We start from the raw sequence: 19,799 nt of genomic DNA, 5'->3' as shown, positions 1-19,799 counted from the left end.
CAGCGTAAATTTACGGGCGAAATGACGCCGGAACGAGCTCAGGATCCGACCGCGACCTCGATCCGGAGGGTCCACATCCCGCCTGCAGGCGCCGCAGCACTCTGGCAGGATCGAGCGACATCGACCTGAGGAGCACACTATGGCCCGCGGCGTCACGCCCGTCACCCCTGCGGATGGCCTCACCACCAAGCAGCGTCGTCACCAGCCCTTGGTCGTGGTCCACACGGGCAACGGCAAGGGCAAGTCGACGGCGGCGTTCGGGCTTGCGCTGCGGGGCTGGAACCAGGGCTGGTCGATCGGGATCTTCCAGTTCGTGAAGTCGGCCAAATGGCGGATCGGGGAGCAGGCCGCCCTCGAAGCGCTCGGCAAGGTTCACGAGGACACGGGCGCCGGCGGCCCGGTCGAATGGCACAAGATGGGCGCCGGTTGGTCGTGGTCGCGCAAGGCGGGCAGCGAGGAGGATCACGCGGCGCAGGCTGCGGAGGGCTGGGCAGAAGTACGCCGTCGCCTCGCCGCCGAGACCCACACCGTTTATGTGCTGGACGAGTTCACCTATCCCTTGAAATGGGGCTGGGTCGATGTCGACGAGGTCGTCGCCACGCTCACAGAGCGTCCGGGCTATCAGCACGTGATCATCACCGGCCGCGACTGCGATCCGCGGATTATCGAGATCGCCGACCTGGTGACCGAGATGACCAAGGTCAAGCATCCGTTCGACGAGGGCCGGCCGGGCCAGAAGGGGATCGAGTGGTAGGCCCCCACCCACCCGTCGACCTCACCTTCCACGGCGATCAGGAACTTGCCGCCGACCTGGTCGACCTCGCGGTGAACGTCCGGCTCCGGACCCCGCCGGCGTGGCTGGCGGACGCCATCCGGGCCACGATCCCGAACCTCGGGGCCTATCCGGACCCCACGGCGGCGTCCGCGGCGATCGCCGCACTGCATGGGATCGATCCAGCGATGGTCCTGCCGACCGCAGGGGGCGCGGAGGCCTTCACCCTGGTGGCCAGGGCCGGGCTCGGGGCGCGCCCTCTCGTCGTCCACCCCCAGTTCACCGAACCCGAAGCCGCCCTGCTGGCCGCCGGCCTGCGGCCGGATCGGTTCGTGCTGTCCGCCGACTCGGGGTTCACGCTCGATCCCCGCTCGGTGCCGCACGACGCCGACCTCGTGGTCGTCGGCAACCCCACCAACCCGACCGGGGTCCTGCATGCGGCGGACTCCCTGAGACAAGTGATCCATCCCGGTCGCACGCTGGTGGTCGACGAGGCCTTCATGGATGCGGTCCCGGACGAACCGGAGTCCCTCATCGGGCCGGACCTGACCGGTGTGCTGGTGCTGCGCTCGCTGACGAAGACATGGGGCCTGGCCGGCTTGCGGGCCGGCTATGTGATCGGCGACCCCGTGCTCGTGGCTCGGCTCCGCGCCCAGCAGCCGCCCTGGTCCGTGTCGACCCCTGCCCTGGCAGCGATGGTCGCCGTCTGCAGCCGTCGGGGGTCGGCGGAGGCGCGGACGGCCGCGGAGGGGTACGCCGTGGACCGCGCCAGGCTCGTCGAGGGCTTGGCGCGACTCGGGCTGTCGGCGGGGAGGCCGCGTACTCCCTTCGTCCTCACCCGTGCCTGGGCCGGCGCCCGCGAAGCCCTGCGGACCAAGGGATTCGCAGTCCGTCGTGGCGACACGTTCCCGGGGCTCGGGCCCGAGTGGATTCGCATCGCCGTCCGGGACCGGGAGGTGACCGACGCGTTCCTCGCTGCGCTCACCGAAGCGGTGGCCGAGCGAAGTGCTGCGGAGTCCCCGGCGGAGACCCCGCCTCGTTCCGAAGGCGCGCGATGAGCGCCCGCGCGGGCTGGCGCTTGGCCGTGGGCACCCTGACGGTCCTGTCGAGCGGGAGTGTCGATCCTTCGCCGGCCGCCGCCCGCTGGATGGTCGGGCTGGCGCCGGTCGCCGTGCTCCCGCTTGCCTTGGGCGCCTCGGCGCTGAGCGCAGCGGGCGCCACGCTGGGTGCACCGCAGCTTGTCACGGGCCTGCTGGTCGTTGCGTGGCTGGCCCTCATGACCCGAGGAATGCACCTGGACGCCGTCGCGGACGTCACCGACGGCACCGCCGCCGGGTGGGACGCCGAACGAGCGCGCGCGGTGTTGAAACGGGGTGACATCGGGCCGATGGGGGTGGTCGCCCTGCTCATCGTGCTGGGCCTCCAGGCTGCGTCGATCGGTGCGGTGGCAGCGACGCCGTGGGGCTGGGTGCTCGTCGGCACGCTCGTCGCGGCGAGCCGGTGGCTGATCGCGCCCGTGTGCGTGCAGGTCCCGGCGATGCCGGGGTCGTCGTTGGGAGCGGTGTACGCCAATGCCGTGCCCGGCTGGCACGCCGTGCTCTGGTCACTGGCGGGCGTCGGGGTCGTCACCGCCGCCGTCATCGGCACCGGGTCTGCCTGGTGGTGGGGACCGCTCGCCTGGGTCCCGGCCGTCGGCCTCGCGACTGCGCTGCGCGCCCACGCGGTGCGGACGTTTCACGGCATCAACGGTGACGTGCTCGGCACCGCGATCGAACTGGGCCTGACGCTGGGGCTGGTGGTGCTGGCATGCCGGTGATGCACCCCCGGCGCACCGGTCGCGCGCTGACCGGAAGGAGCCAACGATGAAGACACTGGTGACCGGAGGGATCCGGTCGGGGAAATCACGGTGCGCGGAGGAACTGCTGGCCGGGTCGGCGGAGGTGACCTACATTGCCCCCGGGCCCCACTGGCCCGACGACCACGAGTGGCGCGCGCGGGTCGCCGCCCATCGAATCCGGCGCCCGGCGCACTGGCAGACGATCGAGGATCGGGATCTCGCGGGCGTCCTCACCCGGGTCACCGGCCCTGCGCTGATCGATTGCCTCAACACCTGGCTGACCGGCCAACTCGACGATCTCGACGGCTGGGCCACCACCGGCTGGGAGGCCGAGCTCGGAGATCGGATCGACGCGGCCGTTGCAGCCTGGGACGCCTCCCCCCACCGGCTCGTCGCCGTCACCAACGAAGTCGGCTTGGGCTTGGTGTCGGAACACCGTTCCGGACGGGTGTTCGCGGACTGGCTGGGCTTGCTCAACCAGCGGATCGCGGACGTGTGCGACGAGGTGATCCTCGTGGTGGCCGGGCGCCGCTTGCGGCTGTGACCTTCTGGTCAGCCCGAGCCCGGCGCAGGGACCCGTCCTGCCCCCGCCCGCCACCCGGTTAGCATGCCCCGGTGCATCCGCTCACCGCTCGCGCAGCAGGCCTGGTCCTCGGCTGGCTCGCCGACGAAGCCCTCGGCGATCCGGCCCGCCGCCACCCGGTCGCGGGGTTCGGCACGGTCGCCACAGCCCTCGAGCGACGCACCTACGCGGACACGCGGAGCGCAGGCGTGCGCCATCTCGCTGTCCTGCTCACCGCCACCGTTGCCGCGAGCGCACTTCTCGACCGCGCCACCCGGCGTACCCCCCTTCTCACCATCCCCCTCACCGCCGCCGCGACCTGGACGGTTCTGGGCGGGCGCAGTCTCCGCCGCGAAGCCAACGCGGTCCGAGAGCACCTCGACAACCATGACCTGCCCGCCGCCCGCACCCGCATCCGCAGCCTCGTCGGGCGCGACCCGACCAACCTGACTGCCGACGAACTCGCCCGTGCCACCGTCGAATCGGTCGCCGAGAACACATCGGATGCCGTGGTGGCCCCCCTGTTCTGGGGAGCGGTCGCCGGCATCCCGGGCCTGCTGACCTATCGCGCCGTCAACACCCTGGACGCGATGATCGGGCACAGGAACGCTCGCTATCGCCACTTCGGCTGGGCCGCTGCCCGCCTCGACGACGCGGCGAACTGGCTGCCCGCCCGCCTGGCGGCCCTCCTCACGGCCGTCGCCGCACCCGTCGTCGGCGGCTCCGCGACCACCGCCCTCCGCACGGTCCGTGCCGACGCCCACCGACACCCGTCCCCGAATGCGGGCCCGGTCGAGGCCGCGTTCGCAGGTGCGCTGGGGGTTCGGTTGGGTGGGGTGAATGAGTACGCAGGCCTGGTCGAGGACCGCGGCACCCTGGGCGACGGCCCCCCTGTCACCCCTGCCGACATCCCGCGCGCCAACCGACTCGCGGCCACCGTGACCGCGCTTTCCTGCCTTGTCACGGCCGCTTTCGCCACGATCCGGACACGGAGCGGGCATTCCTGACCGAATATCAACCGATGATGAAAGAATGGCCGCATGCGCATCCTCGTGGTTGACGATGACCAGGCCGTCAGGGATTCCCTGGCGCGGTCCTTGGAATACAACGGCTATGAGGTGACGACCGCCACCGACGGGGTGGAAGCACTCGCGAAGCTCGCCGCCGGTCGGCCCGATGCGGTCATCATGGACGTGATGATGCCGCGGCTCGACGGCCTCGAGACCACCCGCATGCTGCGCCAGAACGGCAACGACGTGCCGATCCTCGTCCTGACGGCCCGCGATTCGGTCGACGACCGGGTGGACGGATTGGACGCGGGTGGCGATGACTACATGGCCAAACCGTTCGCCCTCGACGAGTTGCTGGCTCGCATCCGGGCGCTGGTCCGGCGTGCGGGTGCGGTCAGCGAACCCGGCGGCGCCCAGCCCAACGAGGCACTGGTCTTCGGCGATCTGAGCCTCAACCCACAGACCCGGGAGGTCATTCGCGCGGAGCGGCAGATCAGCCTCACCCGCACCGAGTTCGCGCTCCTGCAGACGTTCATGCAGAACCCCCGTCGGGTCCTGGAGCGGGGCTGGCTGTTGAACGAAGTCTGGGGTTTCGACTTCCCGACCACCGCCAACTCGCTCGAGGTCTATATCGGCTATCTCCGCCGCAAGACCGAGGCAGAAGGCGAATCGCGACTGATCCACACGGTGCGGGGCGTGGGCTACGTCCTCCGCGAGAACGCGCCCTGACCCTATGCTGCGCAGGTTCCTGAGAACCTCGTTCCTGCAGCGGCGCATCGGATTCCTCACCGGGGTCGCTGTTGCACTCGCGGTCGGGCTGACCGGGATCGCGGGCTATGTCACCGCCGAGCGCTCACTGTTCGACCAACTCGACCAGGAGATGGTGCAGGTCGCCACTCTGACGGCGGACGCGATCGGTCGGGACGTTTCCACGGTCGGTGGGGTCAGCGACGAGTCGATGCGTCAGTCGGCCCTCACCCTGGTCCTGATCAGGTCCGACGGTTACACGATCCAGCCGTCGGGGCGGCGCACGAGCTTGGTGCTCGGACCCGATGAGCTGGCCCTCGCGAAGCTGCAGTCGGGCTCGTCCGCCCGCAACGGCGTGGACGACACCGGGATCCCCTATCGCATCGTGGCTGTCCCCATGCCCCAAGCTGATGTGAACTATGCGGTGGTGATCGCACGACCGCTCGCACCCACGCTGGCGATCCTGCGCAACCTGCGCTGGGTGCTGCTCCTCGTCGGTTCCAGCGGCGTGGCGCTGGGCGCGGCGATCGGGACCCTGGTTGCCCGGGCCGCCATGCGCCCGGTCCGCGATCTCACCCTCGCCGTGACGCAGGTGACGCAGACCGACTCTCTGGACCCGATTCCCGTCGAGGGTGATGACGAGCTCTCCCAGCTCACCCGGTCGTTCAACACGATGCTCTATTCGCTCGCATCCTCACGGGCCCGGCAGAACCGGCTCATCGCTGATGCCAGCCACGAGTTGCGGACGCCCCTGACCTCCCTGCGCACCAACATCGAACTGCTGGTCGCCGACGAGAACGCCGGCCGCTTGCCGCCGCGTGCCCGGCAGGAGATCCTCCGAGACGTGGCCGCTCAATTGGCCGAGTTCACCTCGCTCATCGGGGACCTGGTCCAGCTGACCCGGGACCCCGGCAAAACCGTGCTCCGGCCCGTCAACCTGCGCGATGTCGTCACGTCCGCTCTCGAGCGGGTCCGCCGGCGCGCTCATGGCATCGAGTTCGAGACAGACCTGAGCTCGCACTATCTGATCGGCGAGCCCGATCAGCTCGAACGTGCGGTCACCAACCTGCTCGACAACGCCGTGAAGTTCTCCCCTCCCGGGGGGACCGTCCGCGTCGCCATGGTCGGCGAAGAACTCCACATCTCCGACGAGGGCCCGGGCATCGCGGAGGAGGACCTGCCGCATGTGTTCGACCGCTTTTATCGCTCCGAGAAGGCGCGGCACACGCCGGGCACCGGCCTTGGCCTCTCGATCGTTGCGCAGACGGTCGAGAGACATCGCGGGTGGGTGCGGGCGACGCATGCCAAGGCGGGCGGTGCCGAATTCACCGTCCGTCTGCCCGGCGCCGACTCCCCGGAGTCCCTGACCGCAACACCCGGCGAGACCGCAGACTGACGTCAGGCTGCGGCCGGCGCGCGGCAAGTGCCCCCGCAGCGCGGTCCCGACGCGCCCTGTGGTGGACTGAACGAGTCGCTCGATGAGCTCAGGACACGCCCAGGAGGCACTCGATGGTTGATTCGGAAGTCGGACGGCTCCGGACCGTCCTGGTCCACCGGCCGGGTCGGGAACTGCAGCGGCTCACGCCGCGGAACAACGACCGGCTGCTGTTCGACGGCGTCCCGTGGGTGGCCCGCGCCCAGGAGGAGCACGACGCATTCGTGGCCGCCATGCGTTCCCACGGTGTGGGGGTGCTCCACCTCACCGATCTGCTGACCGAGACCCTCACCGACCCCGCTGCCCGCGCCCTGGCGATCGACGCCACGCTCAGCTCCCTCCATCTCGGGACCACGCTGCGGGCCTATCTCAGCGAAGCCTTTGCCGCCGCGACTCCGGCCGAACTCACCGATCACGTGGTGGCCGGGATCCGCAACGACGAGGTCCGCGGTGGTCAGGGGCTCGTCACCGCCCTCCTCGCACCACATGATTTCCTCGTCGACCCGCTGCCCAACCTGGTGTTCACCCGCGACTCCTCCGTGTGGCTCGGCGACCGGGTCGCGATCACGTCCCTGGCGATGCCGGCACGTGCCCGGGAAACCCAGCTCACCGAGCTCATCTGGAGCCACCACCCGCGGTTCCGCGACACCCGCCGAATCCTCGGCTCCAGCGCCGAACCGGTGGAGGGGGGCGACGTGCTGCTCCTGGCTCCCGGCGTGGTCGCGGTGGGGGTCGGCGAACGAACCACCCCCGCGGGCGCGGAGCGCCTCGCCCGGCAGGTCTTCGCCGAGGGTCTGGCCCACACGCTCCTCGCGGTGCCCGTCGACCAGACCCGCGCGACCATGCACCTCGACACCGTGATGACGATGGTCGATGTGGACACGGTGGTGATGTATCCGAATATCGCCGACCGTCTCCAGGCCTGGACCGTGCGGCCTGCCGACAATTTCGCGCCGGATGGAACGGGCGATCTCACGGTGTCGGGACCGTCCCCGTTCGCCGTGGCCGCCGGTGGGGCCCTGGGCATCGACCGGCTCAAGGTCATTGCGACCGGCACGGATCCGGTCATCGCCGAACGCGAGCAGTGGGACGACGGCAACAACACCCTCGCGCTGGCCCCGCGCGTCGCGATCGCGTACGAACGCAACACGGTCACCAACGAACGCCTCACCCAGGCGGGCGTCGAGGTCATCCCGATCGCGGGCTCGGAACTGGGCTCGGGCCGCGGCGGGCCCCGGTGCATGTCCTGCCCGATCGAGCGCGACCCGGTCAGATGACGGTGGGCAGGTGGGTCGGTAGCGTGCGCCGCGGTCCCCGCCGCTCGGGCCTGATCCCAGCCAGTTCGACCAGTTGCTGCACCCGATAGCGGTGTCCGCGATAGGGCTCGAGGACCTCCCGGGCGGCGTCGTTGTCCAAGGCTTCCCCCACCAGAGCCAGCGTGATCATCCCGGGGACGTGATAGTCACCGTCGCTCCAGGCGTCTGGGTCGCCGTGCGCGCGCTGCCGCACTTCGGCCGACGTCCAAGGCCCGATCCCGGGCAGCGAGCGAAGGCGGCGGTCGGCTTCGTCGAGGGGTACGCACAGGGTCCGCTCCAGGGCGTCCGCCCGGCGGGCTGCGGTCACGAGCGTGCGGGAGCGGGCCGGCTCCACGCCTGCCTTGAGCCACTCCCAGGATGGGATCCGGGCCCAACCAGTGGGCTCGGGCGGGCAGAACATGCCATGGGCCGGGTGACCCGGTTCGCGGGCCGGTCCGGGCGCCGCCGTCCCGTGCCGACGGACCAGCCGCCGAAATCCCGCAAAGGCCTCTCGACCCGTCACCTTCTGTTCGATGATCGCGGGCGCCAGGGCCTCCCAGACCGCTTCGGTCCGGCCCACCCGCATGTCCGGCACCCGCCGCTGCACCTCCCGCAGCACCGGATGGTCGGGGCGGAACGCGGCAGGATCGTCATGATCGCCCAGGAGGGTGGGGAGCTGCTCGAGTGCCCAGTCGGTCCCCGCGCCCCAAGCGCGTGCCACGATCTCGCGGCCCTCATCGAGTTGGACGAGGGCGGGACCGATCGGCGTGCTCAGCGCACGGAACCAGCTGTTGCCCACCCGACGATGCGTCGGATCACCTGTCCCGCGCCGCAGCCGCCCGAGATAGGGAGTGAGCGAGCGGCCCGGAAACCGGCGTTCCGGAACGACTGACGATCCCGGCGAGGTCATGGCCAGGGGTTGCGGGCACAGCCGTCGAGGCCCTTGGTCTGCTGCATCATCACCGGTGCGGGCTTGCCGGGTCCCGGACACTCCACATGGCCACGGCCGAGATAGTGACCGACCTCGTGGTTGATCAAATAGGTGCGATAGCCGTCGAGGTCACCGGCATAGTCGGGGACGCCGGTCTCCCACCGGATGCCGTTGACGTTGACCGCAGACCCGACGGAACAACTGACCTCACCCAGGGTTCGCAGCGGAAGGCAGCGCGTGTCCGTGGTGGTCGGGGTGAGGATGCGGATGACGAGGTCATGACCGCCGGCGCCGACGAAGGCGAACCGGACGCGCTGCTTCGATGACCAGGACCGCGCGTCCTGCAGGATGTCGGCGGCCTGCGCGGCGGCGACCTCCGGGTCGGTCGGCATCTCGTTCTCGACCTCCACCCGCACCCGGACGGTGCGACCGGTCTGTTCGACGGGCGCCGCGCGCGTGAACTGCGCCACCCGCACTGCCCCCGAGCCGCTTCTGGGGACCGGCGGCGGGACCGGATCGGGAACGGGTTCACTTGGACCTGCGGGCTGGGCCCGGCCGTGCGGTTCGGGCTCCGGTTCGCCCGGCGGGCCCTCCGGGAAGGGTGGCAACGGGACCGGCACCCCGTCACCGGGGGCGGCTGCCTCGGCGGCCGCCGAGGCACGCTCGGCCGGAGATGCCTGGGCGGGCTGGGCAACATTGCCCTGATAGGACCCCAGGACCATGACGGAGATGAGCAGAACAGCCAGCGCCACCGTGCCGAGTCCCCACGGGAGCCCAATCCGTCCATCTCGGGGCGCCACGAGCCCGCCCTCATCGGTGGAGGGAGTATCTTGCGGAGAGTCAGGTGAACCCTGGCCGCCAGAACCGGACTCAATCACGCCCACAGACTAGGTCACGTTTCGATGTCACACTCCCACACCACGCCCACGCCCACGTCACCGGAGGACATGGCGCGGCAGCGGCGCGCACTGCGGTTGATGATCATCACTCTGATCCCGATCGCTGTCTGGACTCTCGGCGCGCTCATCATCATGTGGCCCGGCGACGTGAAACCGCACATCTCGGAGAACCTCGGCCAATATTCGGTGCCGGGGCTGACGGTCCAGACCGGTCGGATCACCCAGGTCGGCGCGATCAACTGTGACGGCGTCCCGGGCTCGAGCAACGCCCCGGGCGCGGAGCACGACACCTGTGGCCGCGCCTCCGTCGAACTGCTCGACGGCCCGGAGATCGGCCAGACCGTGGATGACATCACGCTCAAGGCAACGGATTTCGAGTCCGGTGTGAGCGAGGGACAGCAAGTGAAACTGTTCCGCATCCCGATGGAGGGGATGGAACCGCAATATCAGTTCAGCGAGTTCGAGCGCGGCGTGCCGCTGCTGCTCTTCACGCTGCTGTTCATCGGAGCGGTCGTGGCGGTCGCCCGCTGGCGTGGCCTCATGGCGATCGTCGGGCTCGGCTGGGCGTTCTTCGTCATGGTCTATTTCATGTTCCCGGCCCTGGTGACCGGCGCCAACCCTGTGATGGTCGGACTCGTGGGCGGGTCGGCGATCATGTTCGTGGTGCTCTATGCGGCCCACGGGTTCAGCGCTCGCACCACGACTGCACTGTTGGGCACGCTGTTCGGCCTGATCACGGCCGCGATCCTGGGCTGGATCGCCACCAAGTGGGCGCACCTGACCGGCGTCGCGTCGGAGGATGACATGATCCTCGCCGCGGCGGCCCCGGACCTCAACATGACCTCCATCGTCATCTGCGGCATCATGCTCGCCGGCCTGGGCGTGCTCAACGATGTCACGATCACCCAGGCGTCGGCCGTGTGGGAACTTGCCGCCGACAATCCCGACGGCAAACACATCTTCAGCCGGGCCATGCGGATCGGGCGCGACCACATCGCGTCGACGGTCTACACGATCGCCTTCGCCATCGCCGGCGCCACCCTCGGGACGCTCGTGCTGCTCAGCATCTATCAGCGGCCCCTGCTGGAGGTCCTGCAGACCGAGCAGTTCTCGCAGGAGATCGTGCGCACGCTCATCGGGTCGGTGGGTCTCGTCGCCGCCGTGCCGTTGACCACCGCCATCGGTGTCGCAGTCGTCAGCGCGTCGAAGAAGTCCCGTGGCGAGATTTCGATGGCGGCCGACGGCCAAGCCACCTCGGCCCCGGGCGACGAGCTGATCGACAAGAGCCGTTATGACCACTGACCCGGCTCAGGCCGCCCGGCCGAGCCGTTCGTGGCCGTGCAGCGCAGTCCAGACGGCGTGAGCCCCGGCCTTGTGCTGCCCGGGTTCGACCTCAATCAGGTCGGTGACCAGTCCCGGTCGGGGTGACAGCACCGCCACGCGGGTGCCGACTCGCACGGCCTCCTCGACGCTGCTGGTGGCGAGGACGAGAGTCAGCCCGGTCTGCCGCTGGATGCGGATCAGATCCTCCTGCAACAGGCCCCGTTCGTCGCTGTCGAGGTGGGCGAAAGGATCGTCCAGCAACAGCACGCCGGGCTCGTGGACCAAAGCCTTCGCGAGCGCAGCACGCTGCTTCTGTGCCGGCGTGAGCTCGCCCAGGGGCCGGTCGGCGAACGGGGCCAGACCGACCAGGTCGAGCACCGCCTCAGCCCCGCGTACTCCTGCGGCCCCTGCCGCGAACGTCACGTTCTGTCGGGCGGTGCGCCACGGGAACAGGCCATAGGACGGCTGGACGAAACCCCGCTCGGGCGCCGGACCGGTCACCGTCCCACCACCCACCTCGACCCGACCGCTGATCGGTTTTGCGAATCCTGCGAACAGGTCGATCAGCGTGCTCTTCCCGCACGCGGCCGGTCCGACCAACGCGAGCGCCTCGCCCGCAGGCACGTGCAGGGTGCAGTTCTCGAGCACCCGCAACATGCCGAGGCGACGTCCCTCGACGCAACGGCGCTGGACATCGACGGTGACGTGATCAAGGGTCAGGGCACGAGCAGTCATGAAGAATCTCCGGACAAAGGGGCTGGACAGGACGGGCGATAGCGCCCGGGCGGCCCCGAGGGGCTCGACGAGGATTCAGCGGCACATACACGCACAGCGCATGGCAGTGCGTGCAGAGCGGCGAACGTCGAGCGAGGAGATCATGACGTGAACTCAATCAAGCGGCCCACGCCCGGGCAAGCGGGCGGAGGGCCCCTCTCACTATTCGAGAAACTTTTCTTCCCATAGGGATCGGCTATGGCAGGGCCCGGCGATTACGGAACCACCTCCAGGCGGCACCCACCCAGTTCGGGGGACTCGACTTCGAGCAGCATCCCGACCTTCAGGTCCACCGGCGATGTGGCGCCGCCCGTGAGCACGATCATGTCCTTCTGCAGCGCCTTCCCGGATTCGGCGAGGCTCCGCACCAGGAACGCCACGCTCTCCGCCGGCGAGCCGAACACCGCAGCCCCGGTGGCCGAGCGCTCCTCGTCGCCGTCGATCCGCATGGTCAGACGCAGTTGCTCCGGCGGGATGTCGACCGTGCGGAACTCACCCACAGCGAACGCGGCCGCGGAGGAACCGTCGGCGGTGTTGTCGGCGAACGTGAAGCCATAGCTGTTCCAGCGCGGATCGACGACCTCCAAAGACACCGCCCATTCACCCGCTTCGGCCACCTCGGCCGCGGTGATGTCGGCACCGGAGAGTTCCCGCTGCGGGCGATAGGCGAACTCGGGCTCGGCCTTCGGGTGGATCCGGCTCGCCATCGACAGCGTCCCGGCGGTTGCCATGTGACCCCACAGCGAACCGTGGTTGGGCTGGTCGATCCCGAGCGCCTCACGCATGGCGGCGGAGGTCCAGCCGAGCTTGTAGCCCACCCGCACCTCTCCCCTCGCCAAGCGTCGTTCGTCCCGGGCCGCTGCGATGGCCCAGGCATCCGCATCGCTCAGTCCGCAGTGGCGACTCGACAGGGTCGGGATGCCGATCGCCGTGCTCTCGGCCCGGTCCAGGGCGTCGAGGACGCGCGTCAACTCAATCGGGTCCATGGGTGACTCCTTTGCCGTCTGCGTCCATTGTGCGGGAGAGACACCCGGTCGGCAGGCAAGCGGGGAGAGTTTATGGACAACTCCGGTTTTTCCGGAAGAATTCCCGAAACCGGCGCGCGTCAAGGGCAATCGGGCTAGCTTTTCACGACACGTTCATCTCGCCATGTGGTCACCGCACCACCTCCCCCCGGGTTCCGTGGGCCGCCTCCGTGGGCTGCCCTTCCTGAATCGAGCACGACATGAGCAGTTCAGCGACCGCGTCCGCACAGACCGTCGACTACAAGGGCAACGACAAGGTGCTGGTGGGCATCATCTGTGGGGTCCTGACCTATTGGCTGTTCGCACAAACGACTTACAACGTCGCCCCGTCGATGCAGAAGGACCTGCACTTCCAGGCCAATCTCATGAGCATCGCGATCGCGATCACAGCCCTGGTCTGCGGGATCCTCATCGTCGTCATGGGCGGCTTGGCCGACCGATTCGGTCGCGTCAGGATGGCCATCGTCGGCAACATCCTCGGACTGGCCGGTTCGCTCATGCTCGCGCTCGCCCCGACCGGTGCGGGCGGCCCCTTGACGGATCTGAACGAACCGCTCTCCCCGAATGCCGTGACCCTGCCGCTGCTGTTCGCGGCCCGCGCCATCCAAGGTCTCTCGGCGGCCTGCATCATGCCTGCCACCCTGGCCATCGTGAAGGCCTATTGGCACGGCGCCGGGCGGCAGCGGGCGGTTTCGCTCTGGTCGATCGGTTCGTGGGGCGGCGCCTCCATCGCGTCGTTCTTCGCCGGCTTCGTGGAGCAGACACCCGTGCTCGGTTGGCGGGCCATCTTCTTCGTGTCAGCGATCTTCTCGGTGATCTCGATCCTGCTGATCCGCGGGGTGCCGGAAACCAAGGCTGCCAGCACCGACCGCAAGAAGTTCGACGTGATCGGTCTGATCCTCTTCATGGTCGGCATGGTTGCTCTGCAGATCTGGATGACGCAGGGGTCGACGTTCGGCTGGGCCAGCGTCCTTGCCATCGGCCTGCTCGTCGCCGCCGTCGTCTTCCTGTTCGGGTTCTGCAAGGTCGAAACAAGCACAAAGAACACGAACCCGTTCATCGACTTCCGGCTGTTCAAGAACCGCACGTTCGCCGGCTGCACGCTGTCCAACATGCTGCTCAACGGGACCGCCTCCGGGATGGTGCTGGTGTCCGCGATGCTCCTGCAGACCGGTGGCACCCTCAACGCGCTGCAGGCCGGCAACCTCACGATCGGTTACGCCGTCGGCCTCATCGTCTTCATCCGGCTCGGGGAAAAGCTGCTGCAGATCATGGGGCCGCGCAAATCGATGATCATCGGCTGTGTCATCGCCGGCTCCGCGATCGTTTTCCTGCTGCCGACCAATCTCATGGAGTCCCAGTACGTCTGGTTCGCCACCATCGCCTACAGCCTCTATGGCATCGGCGTCGGCATCTATGCGACGCCCTCCACGGACACGGCGTTGGCGACCCTGCCCGACTCCATGGGTGGCGCGGGCGCCGGTCTCTACAAGATGTCGTCCACGATCGGCGGGGCCTTCGGTCTGGCGATCTCCAGCGCGGTGTATCTCGGTATTCGCGGCTCGTCCGCCCTCGGCGGCGATGGCGTCGGCTGGCTCGCCGGCTTGATTCAGTTCGTGGGCCGCCAGGACAACGTAGCCAACCGCGAGGGCGCGATGGTTGCGCTCGCCATCAATGTGGTGATGATGGCCGTCGCGGTGATCGCGATCGTGGTCACGGTTCCCAAGGACCAGAAGGCGCTGGATTGAGGAATTGCCTTGGCGGGCTCACGTGCGGGTGACGATCTCGTCCCCGTCCCGCCACGCGGCGAGCATCGTGTCGCTCCGGGTGCCGACCGCCAGCCGCCCGTCGGCACCGACCGCGATCAGGGCGCCCATGGCGTCGCGCGACCCGAGTTCGGTGGCCAGAGTCGCCTCGACCGCAGCCGGGAGCGGCACCCCGCCATAGGCCATGCGGGCGTACACATCGTGCGCCACGACCCCTTCCAGGAAGGCCTCGCCCTCGCCGGTCGTGGACACGGCGACGACCCCGTCGCGGGCATAAGTGCCGGCGCCGATGACGGGGCTGTCACCGACGCGGCCGTTGGCCTTGTTGGACATCCCCCCGGTCGAGGTTGCCGCCGCGAGCGCGCCACCGAGGTCCAGCGCGACCGCGCCGACGGTCCCGTGGCGCGGCCCGGTCGTGGCCGCGGCTTGCAGCGTGCGCAGTTGCTCGATGCGGAACTCGGTGACGAACCAGGCCGGATCGACCTCCTCGATGCTCCACTGGTCGAGGACCTCACGCGGCGGATCGGCCAGCAGGACGTGGGGCGACCTGTCGCGCACGACGCGGGCGAGCTCGACCGGATTGCGGGCCCGGCGGGACACCGTCACAGCGCCCGCCCGGCCGTCGCCGGTCATCACCGAGGCGTCGTGCTCCGCAGTCCCATCGGCGGCCAGCACCGCGCCACGCCCCGCGTTGAAAATCGGGTCGTCCTCCAGGGTGCGGACCGCAGCGCACACCGCATCGAGGGCCGCACCTCCCTCGGCCAGCACGGCTTCACCGGCTTCGTACGCCGCCCGGAGCCCCACGTGATAAGCGCTCAACTCGTCCGCAGCCCCGTCGGTCTTCGGACCACCGGCGCCACCGTGGATCACCAGGGACCAGGGCCGGGCCGGCGCGGCCACCATCACGCGAACAGTCATGGACAGACCGTAGCCCGCCTCTGGCAGGACTAACCGTGGGGCACCACCACAGCGCGCCGGGAGAGCTTTCCGTCGCGCAACCGCTCATAGGCAACCAGGGCGTCGTCCAGGGAATAGCGTTCGATCTCGGGGCTGAGGTGACCCGCTCTGTACATCGCCACCACCTCGTGCAGGTCGTCGACCGTGCCCCAATAAGTCGAGGAGAAGTTGACCTCATAGGGGATGCCATAGAAATTCCAGGGATAGGTCCCCCCGCTGATGCCGATCACGGTCACGGAACCGCCTTGGGCAACCGCTGCCCCCGACAGCGCCAGCGTCGCGTCCACGCCGACCATGTCGAAGACAGCGTCGACCCCGCGGCCCCCGGTGAGATCGCGGATCGCTGCCACTTGGTCGTCGCCGCCCGGCACGCACACGGCGCCGAGCTCTTCGGCCTCGGCCATTGCCTCCGGCTTCTGGTCCGTGCCGATCACCAGAGCTCCGGTGAGCACCTTCAGCATCTGCACGGCCACCAGGCCGAGCCCGCCCAGGCCCACCACAAGGGCGGAGGAACCGCCCTGTGCGAGGTGCGGCAGCACCCGCTTGATCGCGTGATAGGGCGTGAGCCCGGCGTCGGCCAGCGGCGCGGCGACGATCGGGTCCGCGTCGCCGAGCGGAATGAGGTTGCGGGCCGGCACGGTCAGATATTCCGCCATGCCGCCGTTCCGTCCGAGACCGAGCCCGAGATAGCCGACCTGGTCGGCGTGCCAGCAATAGGGGTCCTGGCCGCGCGCGCAGGCCGGGCAGTGGCCGCAGCCGATGGGCCCGTACACCAAATACGCCGTCCCCTTGTCGAATCCGACCACACCCGGACCGACGTCCTCGACCCAGCCGGAGGTCTCGTGACCCAGGATGAACGGCGGGGTGAGAAGGCCGGTCGGGTCGGACTCGAACTCGTGGAACACGCCCACATCGGAATGACAGGCGCCGGCCCCGGCAACCTTGAGGAGCACCTCCCCGGGCCCGGGGACCGGCTGATCCACTTCCTTCAACACGGGGAACGTCTTGAACTTCTCGAACACCACAGCGCGCACGGCGTCTCCTTCGTCCCCCGGAGCCACTCCGCTGAGGCTCCGGTGCATCTTCAAAGCTACCGCCAGACCCCGTCAGCGCGGCAGGGAAGCAACTCCCGGCTCGAGGAAGCGGCGTCCGGTGACCAACTCCGCCGTGCCCTCCCGGTCCAGCATCGGCAGCAGGCCACCGTTCCAGAACGAGAAGCCGGCCCCCGTGATCATCGCCACGTCGATGTCGCTCGGGTCCGCAACCACACCTTCGTCGATCATGCGCCGCGCCTCGTCCGCGAGCGCGTCGAGCACCCGTCCCCGCACCCGACCGGGCGTCGAGAAGCCGTCGCCGACCTGGAGCTGCTGGACCAGTTCGGTGTCGAGCTGAGGCTTGTCACCGGGTTTCGCGGGCAGATAGAAGCCGGGCTTGCCGAGCTCGACGATCCGGCGCAGCACGCGCGGGACCGCGAATCGGTCACCGAAGGCGGCAGCCAGCGATTCGTTGTTGTGCAGCGCGATCGCGGGACCGACCAGCCCCATCAGCTGGAACGGCGGCATCGGGGCGAGATCGGCGACAACCCGATCGGCGGCTTCGATGGACGTGCCCTCGTCCACCACCCGGCCGATCTCCGACATGAACCGCCCGAGCAGCCGGTTGACCACGAAAGACGGTGCGTCGTCGACCCCGATCACCGTCTTCTTGAGGCCACGGGCCACGGCGAAGGCGGTGGCCCGGGTCGCCTCGTCGGTCCGCTCGGCACGGACGATCTCGACCAGCGGCATGACGGCGACGGGGTTGAAGAAGTGGAACCCGACGACCCGCTCCGGGTGATCGAGGCCGTCGGCCATGGCGGTCACCGACAGCGAGGACGTGTTGGTCGCCAGCACGCACTCACGCGGGACGACGGCCTCCAGCTCGCGGAACACCTGGCGTTTCACCTCGAGGTCCTCGAAGACTGCTTCGATGACGAACTCGGCGTCCGCGTACGCCTCCTTGGCCACGCTGCCCGTCACCTGGCCGAGGATCCGGTTCGCGCCGTCCCGACCGAGGCGGCCTCTGCTGACGAGCTTCTCGACCTCGGCGCGGACATAGCCGAGCCCGCGCTCGAGCCGGTCGGAATCCACGTCGCTCATGACGACCGGCACCTCGAGTCGACGCGCGAACAGGAGGGCGAGCTGGGACGCCATGAGCCCGGCACCGACGATGCCGACCTTCGTCACCTTGCGGGCCAGTTCCTTGTCCGGTGCGTTCGCCGGCTTCTTGCCACGCTTCTGCACCAGGTTGAACGCATAGATCGACGCCCGGAACTCGTCGCCCATCACCAGATCGGTCAGCGCGTTGTCCTCGGCGCGGAAGCCCGCGGCCTCATCGGAGGTCTGGGCCGCGGCGATCAGGTCGAGCGCGCGATCCGGTGCGGGCGCCATGCCGCCGGTGCGAGCATCCACCAAGGCGCGAGCACCGGAGACGGTCGGTTGCCAGGCCGGGTCCTGGGTGTGGTCGACGCGCTCAGGAGTCACCTCACCGCTGAGCACCTGTCCCGCCCAGCGGAGGGACTCCACGAGGAATCCGGCCCCGCCGAACACGGCGTCCGCGATGCCCATCTCGTGCGCGGCGCGCGCCGAGAGCATCTTGTTCTGCTGCAGTGGGTTCGCGACGATGACCTCGATCGCCTTGGCGGCACCGATCAGCCGCGGCAGGCGATAGCACCCGCCCCAGCCCGGCACGAGGCCCAGCATGGTCTCGGGCAGCGCGACCGAGATGCCGTCCTGCATCGTGCGATAGTCACAGCCGAGAGCGACCTCCAGGCCACCGCCGAGGGCGAGGCCGTTGACGAACGCGAAGGACGGCACGCCGAGCCGGTGCAGCCGGCCCATCTGCTCATGGCCGAACTCGGCGAGCGCCCGCGCATGAGCCCGTTCGCTGACCATGGTGATCAGGGACAGGTCGGCGCCGGCGGCGAAAATGAACGGCTTGCCCGTGATGGCCGCCGCCGAGATCTCACCGGCCTGCGCCAGCTGCTCGACCTCATCGAGGGCGGCGGCCATGTTGAGCAGGCCGTTGAAGCCGAGCGTGGTGGGCTTGGTGTGATCGAACCCATTGTCCATCGTGATGAGCGCGGCAGTCCGCGCCTCGGGGCCCGGGATCGCCACCTTGCGCACCCTGAATTCCGTCGCCCGCTCCATCTCCGCCAACTGGGCGGCGAGCGCTTTCACCGTGTCGAGCGTGCTCACTTCTCCCCCTCGAATCCCGGGTTTTCCCAGATGACCGTGCCGCCCATGCCCAGGCCGATGCACATGGTGGTGATGCCGAACCGGACGTCGGGCCGTTCGGCGAACTGGCGGGCCAGCTGGGTCATGAGCCGCACCCCGGACGATGCCAGCGGATGGCCGACCGCGATCGCGCCGCCCCACGGGTTGAGCCGCGGGTCGTCATCGGCGATGCCGAACTCCTCGCAGAACGCCAGGACCTGCACGGCGAACGCCTCGTTGATCTCGATGAGGCCGATGTCATCGATCGTGAGACCAGCGCGTTCGAGGGCCTTGCGGGTCGACGGCACGGGACCGACACCCATCACCTCGGGTTCGACGCCGGCGAACGCGAAGCCGACCATCCTCATCGCGGCCGGCAGCCCGAGCTCGGCCGCGACATCGGCACCTGCCACGACGCAAGCGGTCGCGCCATCGTTGAGGCCGGCCGCGTTGCCCGCGGTGATGTGGCCGTGGGCCCGGAAGGGAGTACGCAAAGTCGCCAGGTTCTCCAGCGTCGTGCCCGGGCGCGGTGGTTCGTCGGCGGACGCCAGTCCCCAGCCGAGCTCAACCGAACGCACCGCGACCGGCACAAGGTCTGCGGCGATGCGACCGGCCGCGCGGGCGGCCTCGTATTTCGCCTGCGAGTTCACCGCATAGACATCACACCGCTCCTTGGTGATCTGCGGATAGCGGTCATGGAGGTTCTCGGCGGTCTTCCCCATGACCAGGGCGGACTGGTCGACGATGCGGTCGGCCAGGAACCTGGGGTTCGGGTCCATCCCGGCACCGATCGGATGGCGACCCATGTGCTCGACGCCGCCCGCGAGTGCGATGTCGGTCTGGCCGAACCCGATCGCTGCGGCCGTCGTCGTCACGGCGGTCATCGCACCAGCGCACATCCGGTCGATCGCATAGCCGGGCACGGACTTCGGCAGCCCGGCGAGCAGTGCGGCCGTCCGGCCGAGCGTCAGGCCCTGATCACCGGTCTGGGTGGTCGCGGCAATCGCGACGTCATCGATCCGCTCCGGCGGGAGCTGCGGGTTGCGGCGGAGGAGTTCCCGGAGGCACGCCACGACGAGGTCGTCCGCGCGGGTCTGGGCATAGAGCCCGTCGTCACCGGCCTTCCCGAAAGGGGTGCGGACCCCATCCACGAAAACCACATCTCTTGGTGTCACGCGAGGTCTCCTTTGACTCTCTCCAGCACAGGCTACT

The 19,799-nt window shown here is 69.3% G+C and carries 18 protein-coding genes; 10 read left to right on the top strand and 8 right to left on the bottom strand.

The window, feature by feature from the left end; translation table 11 throughout:
- Window positions 1-139: 139 nt before the first annotated feature.
- From cobO to ACQ260_RS11560, 8 genes are all read left to right on the top strand, one after another.
- A complete protein-coding gene (gene cobO, locus ACQ260_RS11595; protein ID WP_432559591.1) occupies window positions 140-754 on the top strand; it encodes a cob(I)yrinic acid a,c-diamide adenosyltransferase in 615 nt (204 codons plus the stop codon).
- Window positions 748-1,830, top strand: coding sequence for an Rv2231c family histidinol phosphate aminotransferase CobC (gene cobC / locus ACQ260_RS11590; protein ID WP_432559590.1), 1,083 nt, complete (start codon window positions 748-750; stop codon window positions 1,828-1,830). The genes cobO and cobC overlap by 7 nt, the downstream gene beginning before the upstream one ends.
- Window positions 1,827-2,588, top strand: a complete 762-nt coding sequence (locus ACQ260_RS11585) for an adenosylcobinamide-GDP ribazoletransferase (RefSeq protein WP_432559589.1) — start codon at window positions 1,827-1,829, stop codon at window positions 2,586-2,588. Before cobC ends, ACQ260_RS11585 begins: the two co-directional genes overlap by 4 nt.
- A 46-nt stretch (window positions 2,589-2,634) precedes the next feature.
- Window positions 2,635-3,153 (top strand): bifunctional adenosylcobinamide kinase/adenosylcobinamide-phosphate guanylyltransferase, encoded by a 519-nt coding sequence (locus tag ACQ260_RS11580; protein WP_432559588.1) that lies wholly within the window; start codon window positions 2,635-2,637, stop codon window positions 3,151-3,153.
- A 71-nt stretch (window positions 3,154-3,224) separates the two neighbouring features.
- Entirely contained in the window at window positions 3,225-4,178 is a 954-nt protein-coding gene (locus ACQ260_RS11575) for a cobalamin biosynthesis protein (RefSeq protein WP_432559587.1), read from the top strand.
- Between the two features lie 33 nt (window positions 4,179-4,211).
- Complete coding sequence (locus ACQ260_RS11570; RefSeq protein ID WP_432559586.1) at window positions 4,212-4,910, top strand: response regulator transcription factor; 699 nt, start codon at window positions 4,212-4,214, stop codon at window positions 4,908-4,910.
- 4 nt (window positions 4,911-4,914) lie between these two features.
- Window positions 4,915-6,324 (top strand): sensor histidine kinase, encoded by a 1,410-nt coding sequence (locus tag ACQ260_RS11565; protein ID WP_432559585.1) that lies wholly within the window; start codon window positions 4,915-4,917, stop codon window positions 6,322-6,324.
- A gap of 113 nt (window positions 6,325-6,437) precedes the next feature.
- On the top strand, window positions 6,438-7,640 hold the full coding sequence (locus ACQ260_RS11560; protein ID WP_432559584.1) for an arginine deiminase: 1,203 nt from the start codon (window positions 6,438-6,440) through the stop codon (window positions 7,638-7,640).
- Here ACQ260_RS11560 and ACQ260_RS11555 read toward each other — a convergent pair.
- A complete protein-coding gene (locus ACQ260_RS11555; RefSeq protein WP_432559583.1) occupies window positions 7,633-8,457 on the bottom strand; it encodes a DNA-3-methyladenine glycosylase family protein in 825 nt (274 codons plus the stop codon). The genes ACQ260_RS11560 and ACQ260_RS11555 overlap by 8 nt on opposite strands.
- 107 nt (window positions 8,458-8,564) lie before the next feature.
- The gene (locus ACQ260_RS11550; RefSeq protein ID WP_432559582.1) at window positions 8,565-9,341 is read right to left on the bottom strand and encodes a DUF3152 domain-containing protein; all 777 of its coding nucleotides are present in this window, start codon (window positions 9,339-9,341) and stop codon (window positions 8,565-8,567) included.
- Window positions 9,342-9,491: 150 nt separating this feature from the next.
- Here ACQ260_RS11550 and ACQ260_RS11545 point away from each other — a divergent pair, with 150 nt between their 5' ends.
- Complete coding sequence (locus ACQ260_RS11545) at window positions 9,492-10,790, top strand: YibE/F family protein (protein ID WP_432559581.1); 1,299 nt, start codon at window positions 9,492-9,494, stop codon at window positions 10,788-10,790.
- 6 nt (window positions 10,791-10,796) lie between these two features.
- Here ACQ260_RS11545 and ACQ260_RS11540 read toward each other — a convergent pair whose 3' ends face one another.
- Window positions 10,797-11,546 carry an ATP-binding cassette domain-containing protein gene (locus tag ACQ260_RS11540; protein WP_432559580.1) on the bottom strand — a complete coding sequence of 250 codons (750 nt, stop codon included), beginning with the start codon at window positions 11,544-11,546 and terminating at the stop codon, window positions 10,797-10,799.
- 254 nt (window positions 11,547-11,800) lie between these two features.
- Window positions 11,801-12,571, bottom strand: coding sequence for a 2-keto-4-pentenoate hydratase (locus tag ACQ260_RS11535; protein ID WP_432559579.1), 771 nt, complete (start codon window positions 12,569-12,571; stop codon window positions 11,801-11,803).
- A gap of 239 nt (window positions 12,572-12,810) precedes the next feature.
- Here ACQ260_RS11535 and ACQ260_RS11530 point away from each other — a divergent pair, with 239 nt between their 5' ends.
- A complete protein-coding gene (locus ACQ260_RS11530; protein ID WP_432559578.1) occupies window positions 12,811-14,358 on the top strand; it encodes an MFS transporter in 1,548 nt (515 codons plus the stop codon).
- 18 nt (window positions 14,359-14,376) lie between these two features.
- Here ACQ260_RS11530 and ACQ260_RS11525 read toward each other — a convergent pair whose 3' ends face one another.
- The 4 genes from ACQ260_RS11525 to ACQ260_RS11510 form a co-directional block, all read right to left on the bottom strand.
- The gene (locus tag ACQ260_RS11525; protein ID WP_432559577.1) at window positions 14,377-15,294 is read right to left on the bottom strand and encodes an isoaspartyl peptidase/L-asparaginase family protein; all 918 of its coding nucleotides are present in this window, start codon (window positions 15,292-15,294) and stop codon (window positions 14,377-14,379) included.
- Between the two features lie 29 nt (window positions 15,295-15,323).
- A complete protein-coding gene (locus tag ACQ260_RS11520; protein WP_432559576.1) occupies window positions 15,324-16,367 on the bottom strand; it encodes an alcohol dehydrogenase catalytic domain-containing protein in 1,044 nt (347 codons plus the stop codon).
- A 72-nt stretch (window positions 16,368-16,439) separates the two neighbouring features.
- Window positions 16,440-18,569, bottom strand: coding sequence for a 3-hydroxyacyl-CoA dehydrogenase NAD-binding domain-containing protein (locus tag ACQ260_RS11515; RefSeq protein ID WP_432559575.1), 2,130 nt, complete (start codon window positions 18,567-18,569; stop codon window positions 16,440-16,442).
- The gene (locus ACQ260_RS11510; RefSeq protein WP_432559574.1) at window positions 18,566-19,762 is read right to left on the bottom strand and encodes a thiolase family protein; all 1,197 of its coding nucleotides are present in this window, start codon (window positions 19,760-19,762) and stop codon (window positions 18,566-18,568) included. The genes ACQ260_RS11515 and ACQ260_RS11510 overlap by 4 nt, the downstream gene beginning before the upstream one ends.
- Window positions 19,763-19,799 lie beyond the last annotated feature (37 nt).

Source organism: Ammonicoccus luteus, assembly GCF_050880385.1.
GTDB lineage: Bacteria > Actinomycetota > Actinomycetes > Propionibacteriales > Propionibacteriaceae > Enemella.
The sequence above is the reverse complement of the archived record's forward strand: the minus strand, read 5'-3'. Positions and strand labels throughout refer to the sequence as shown.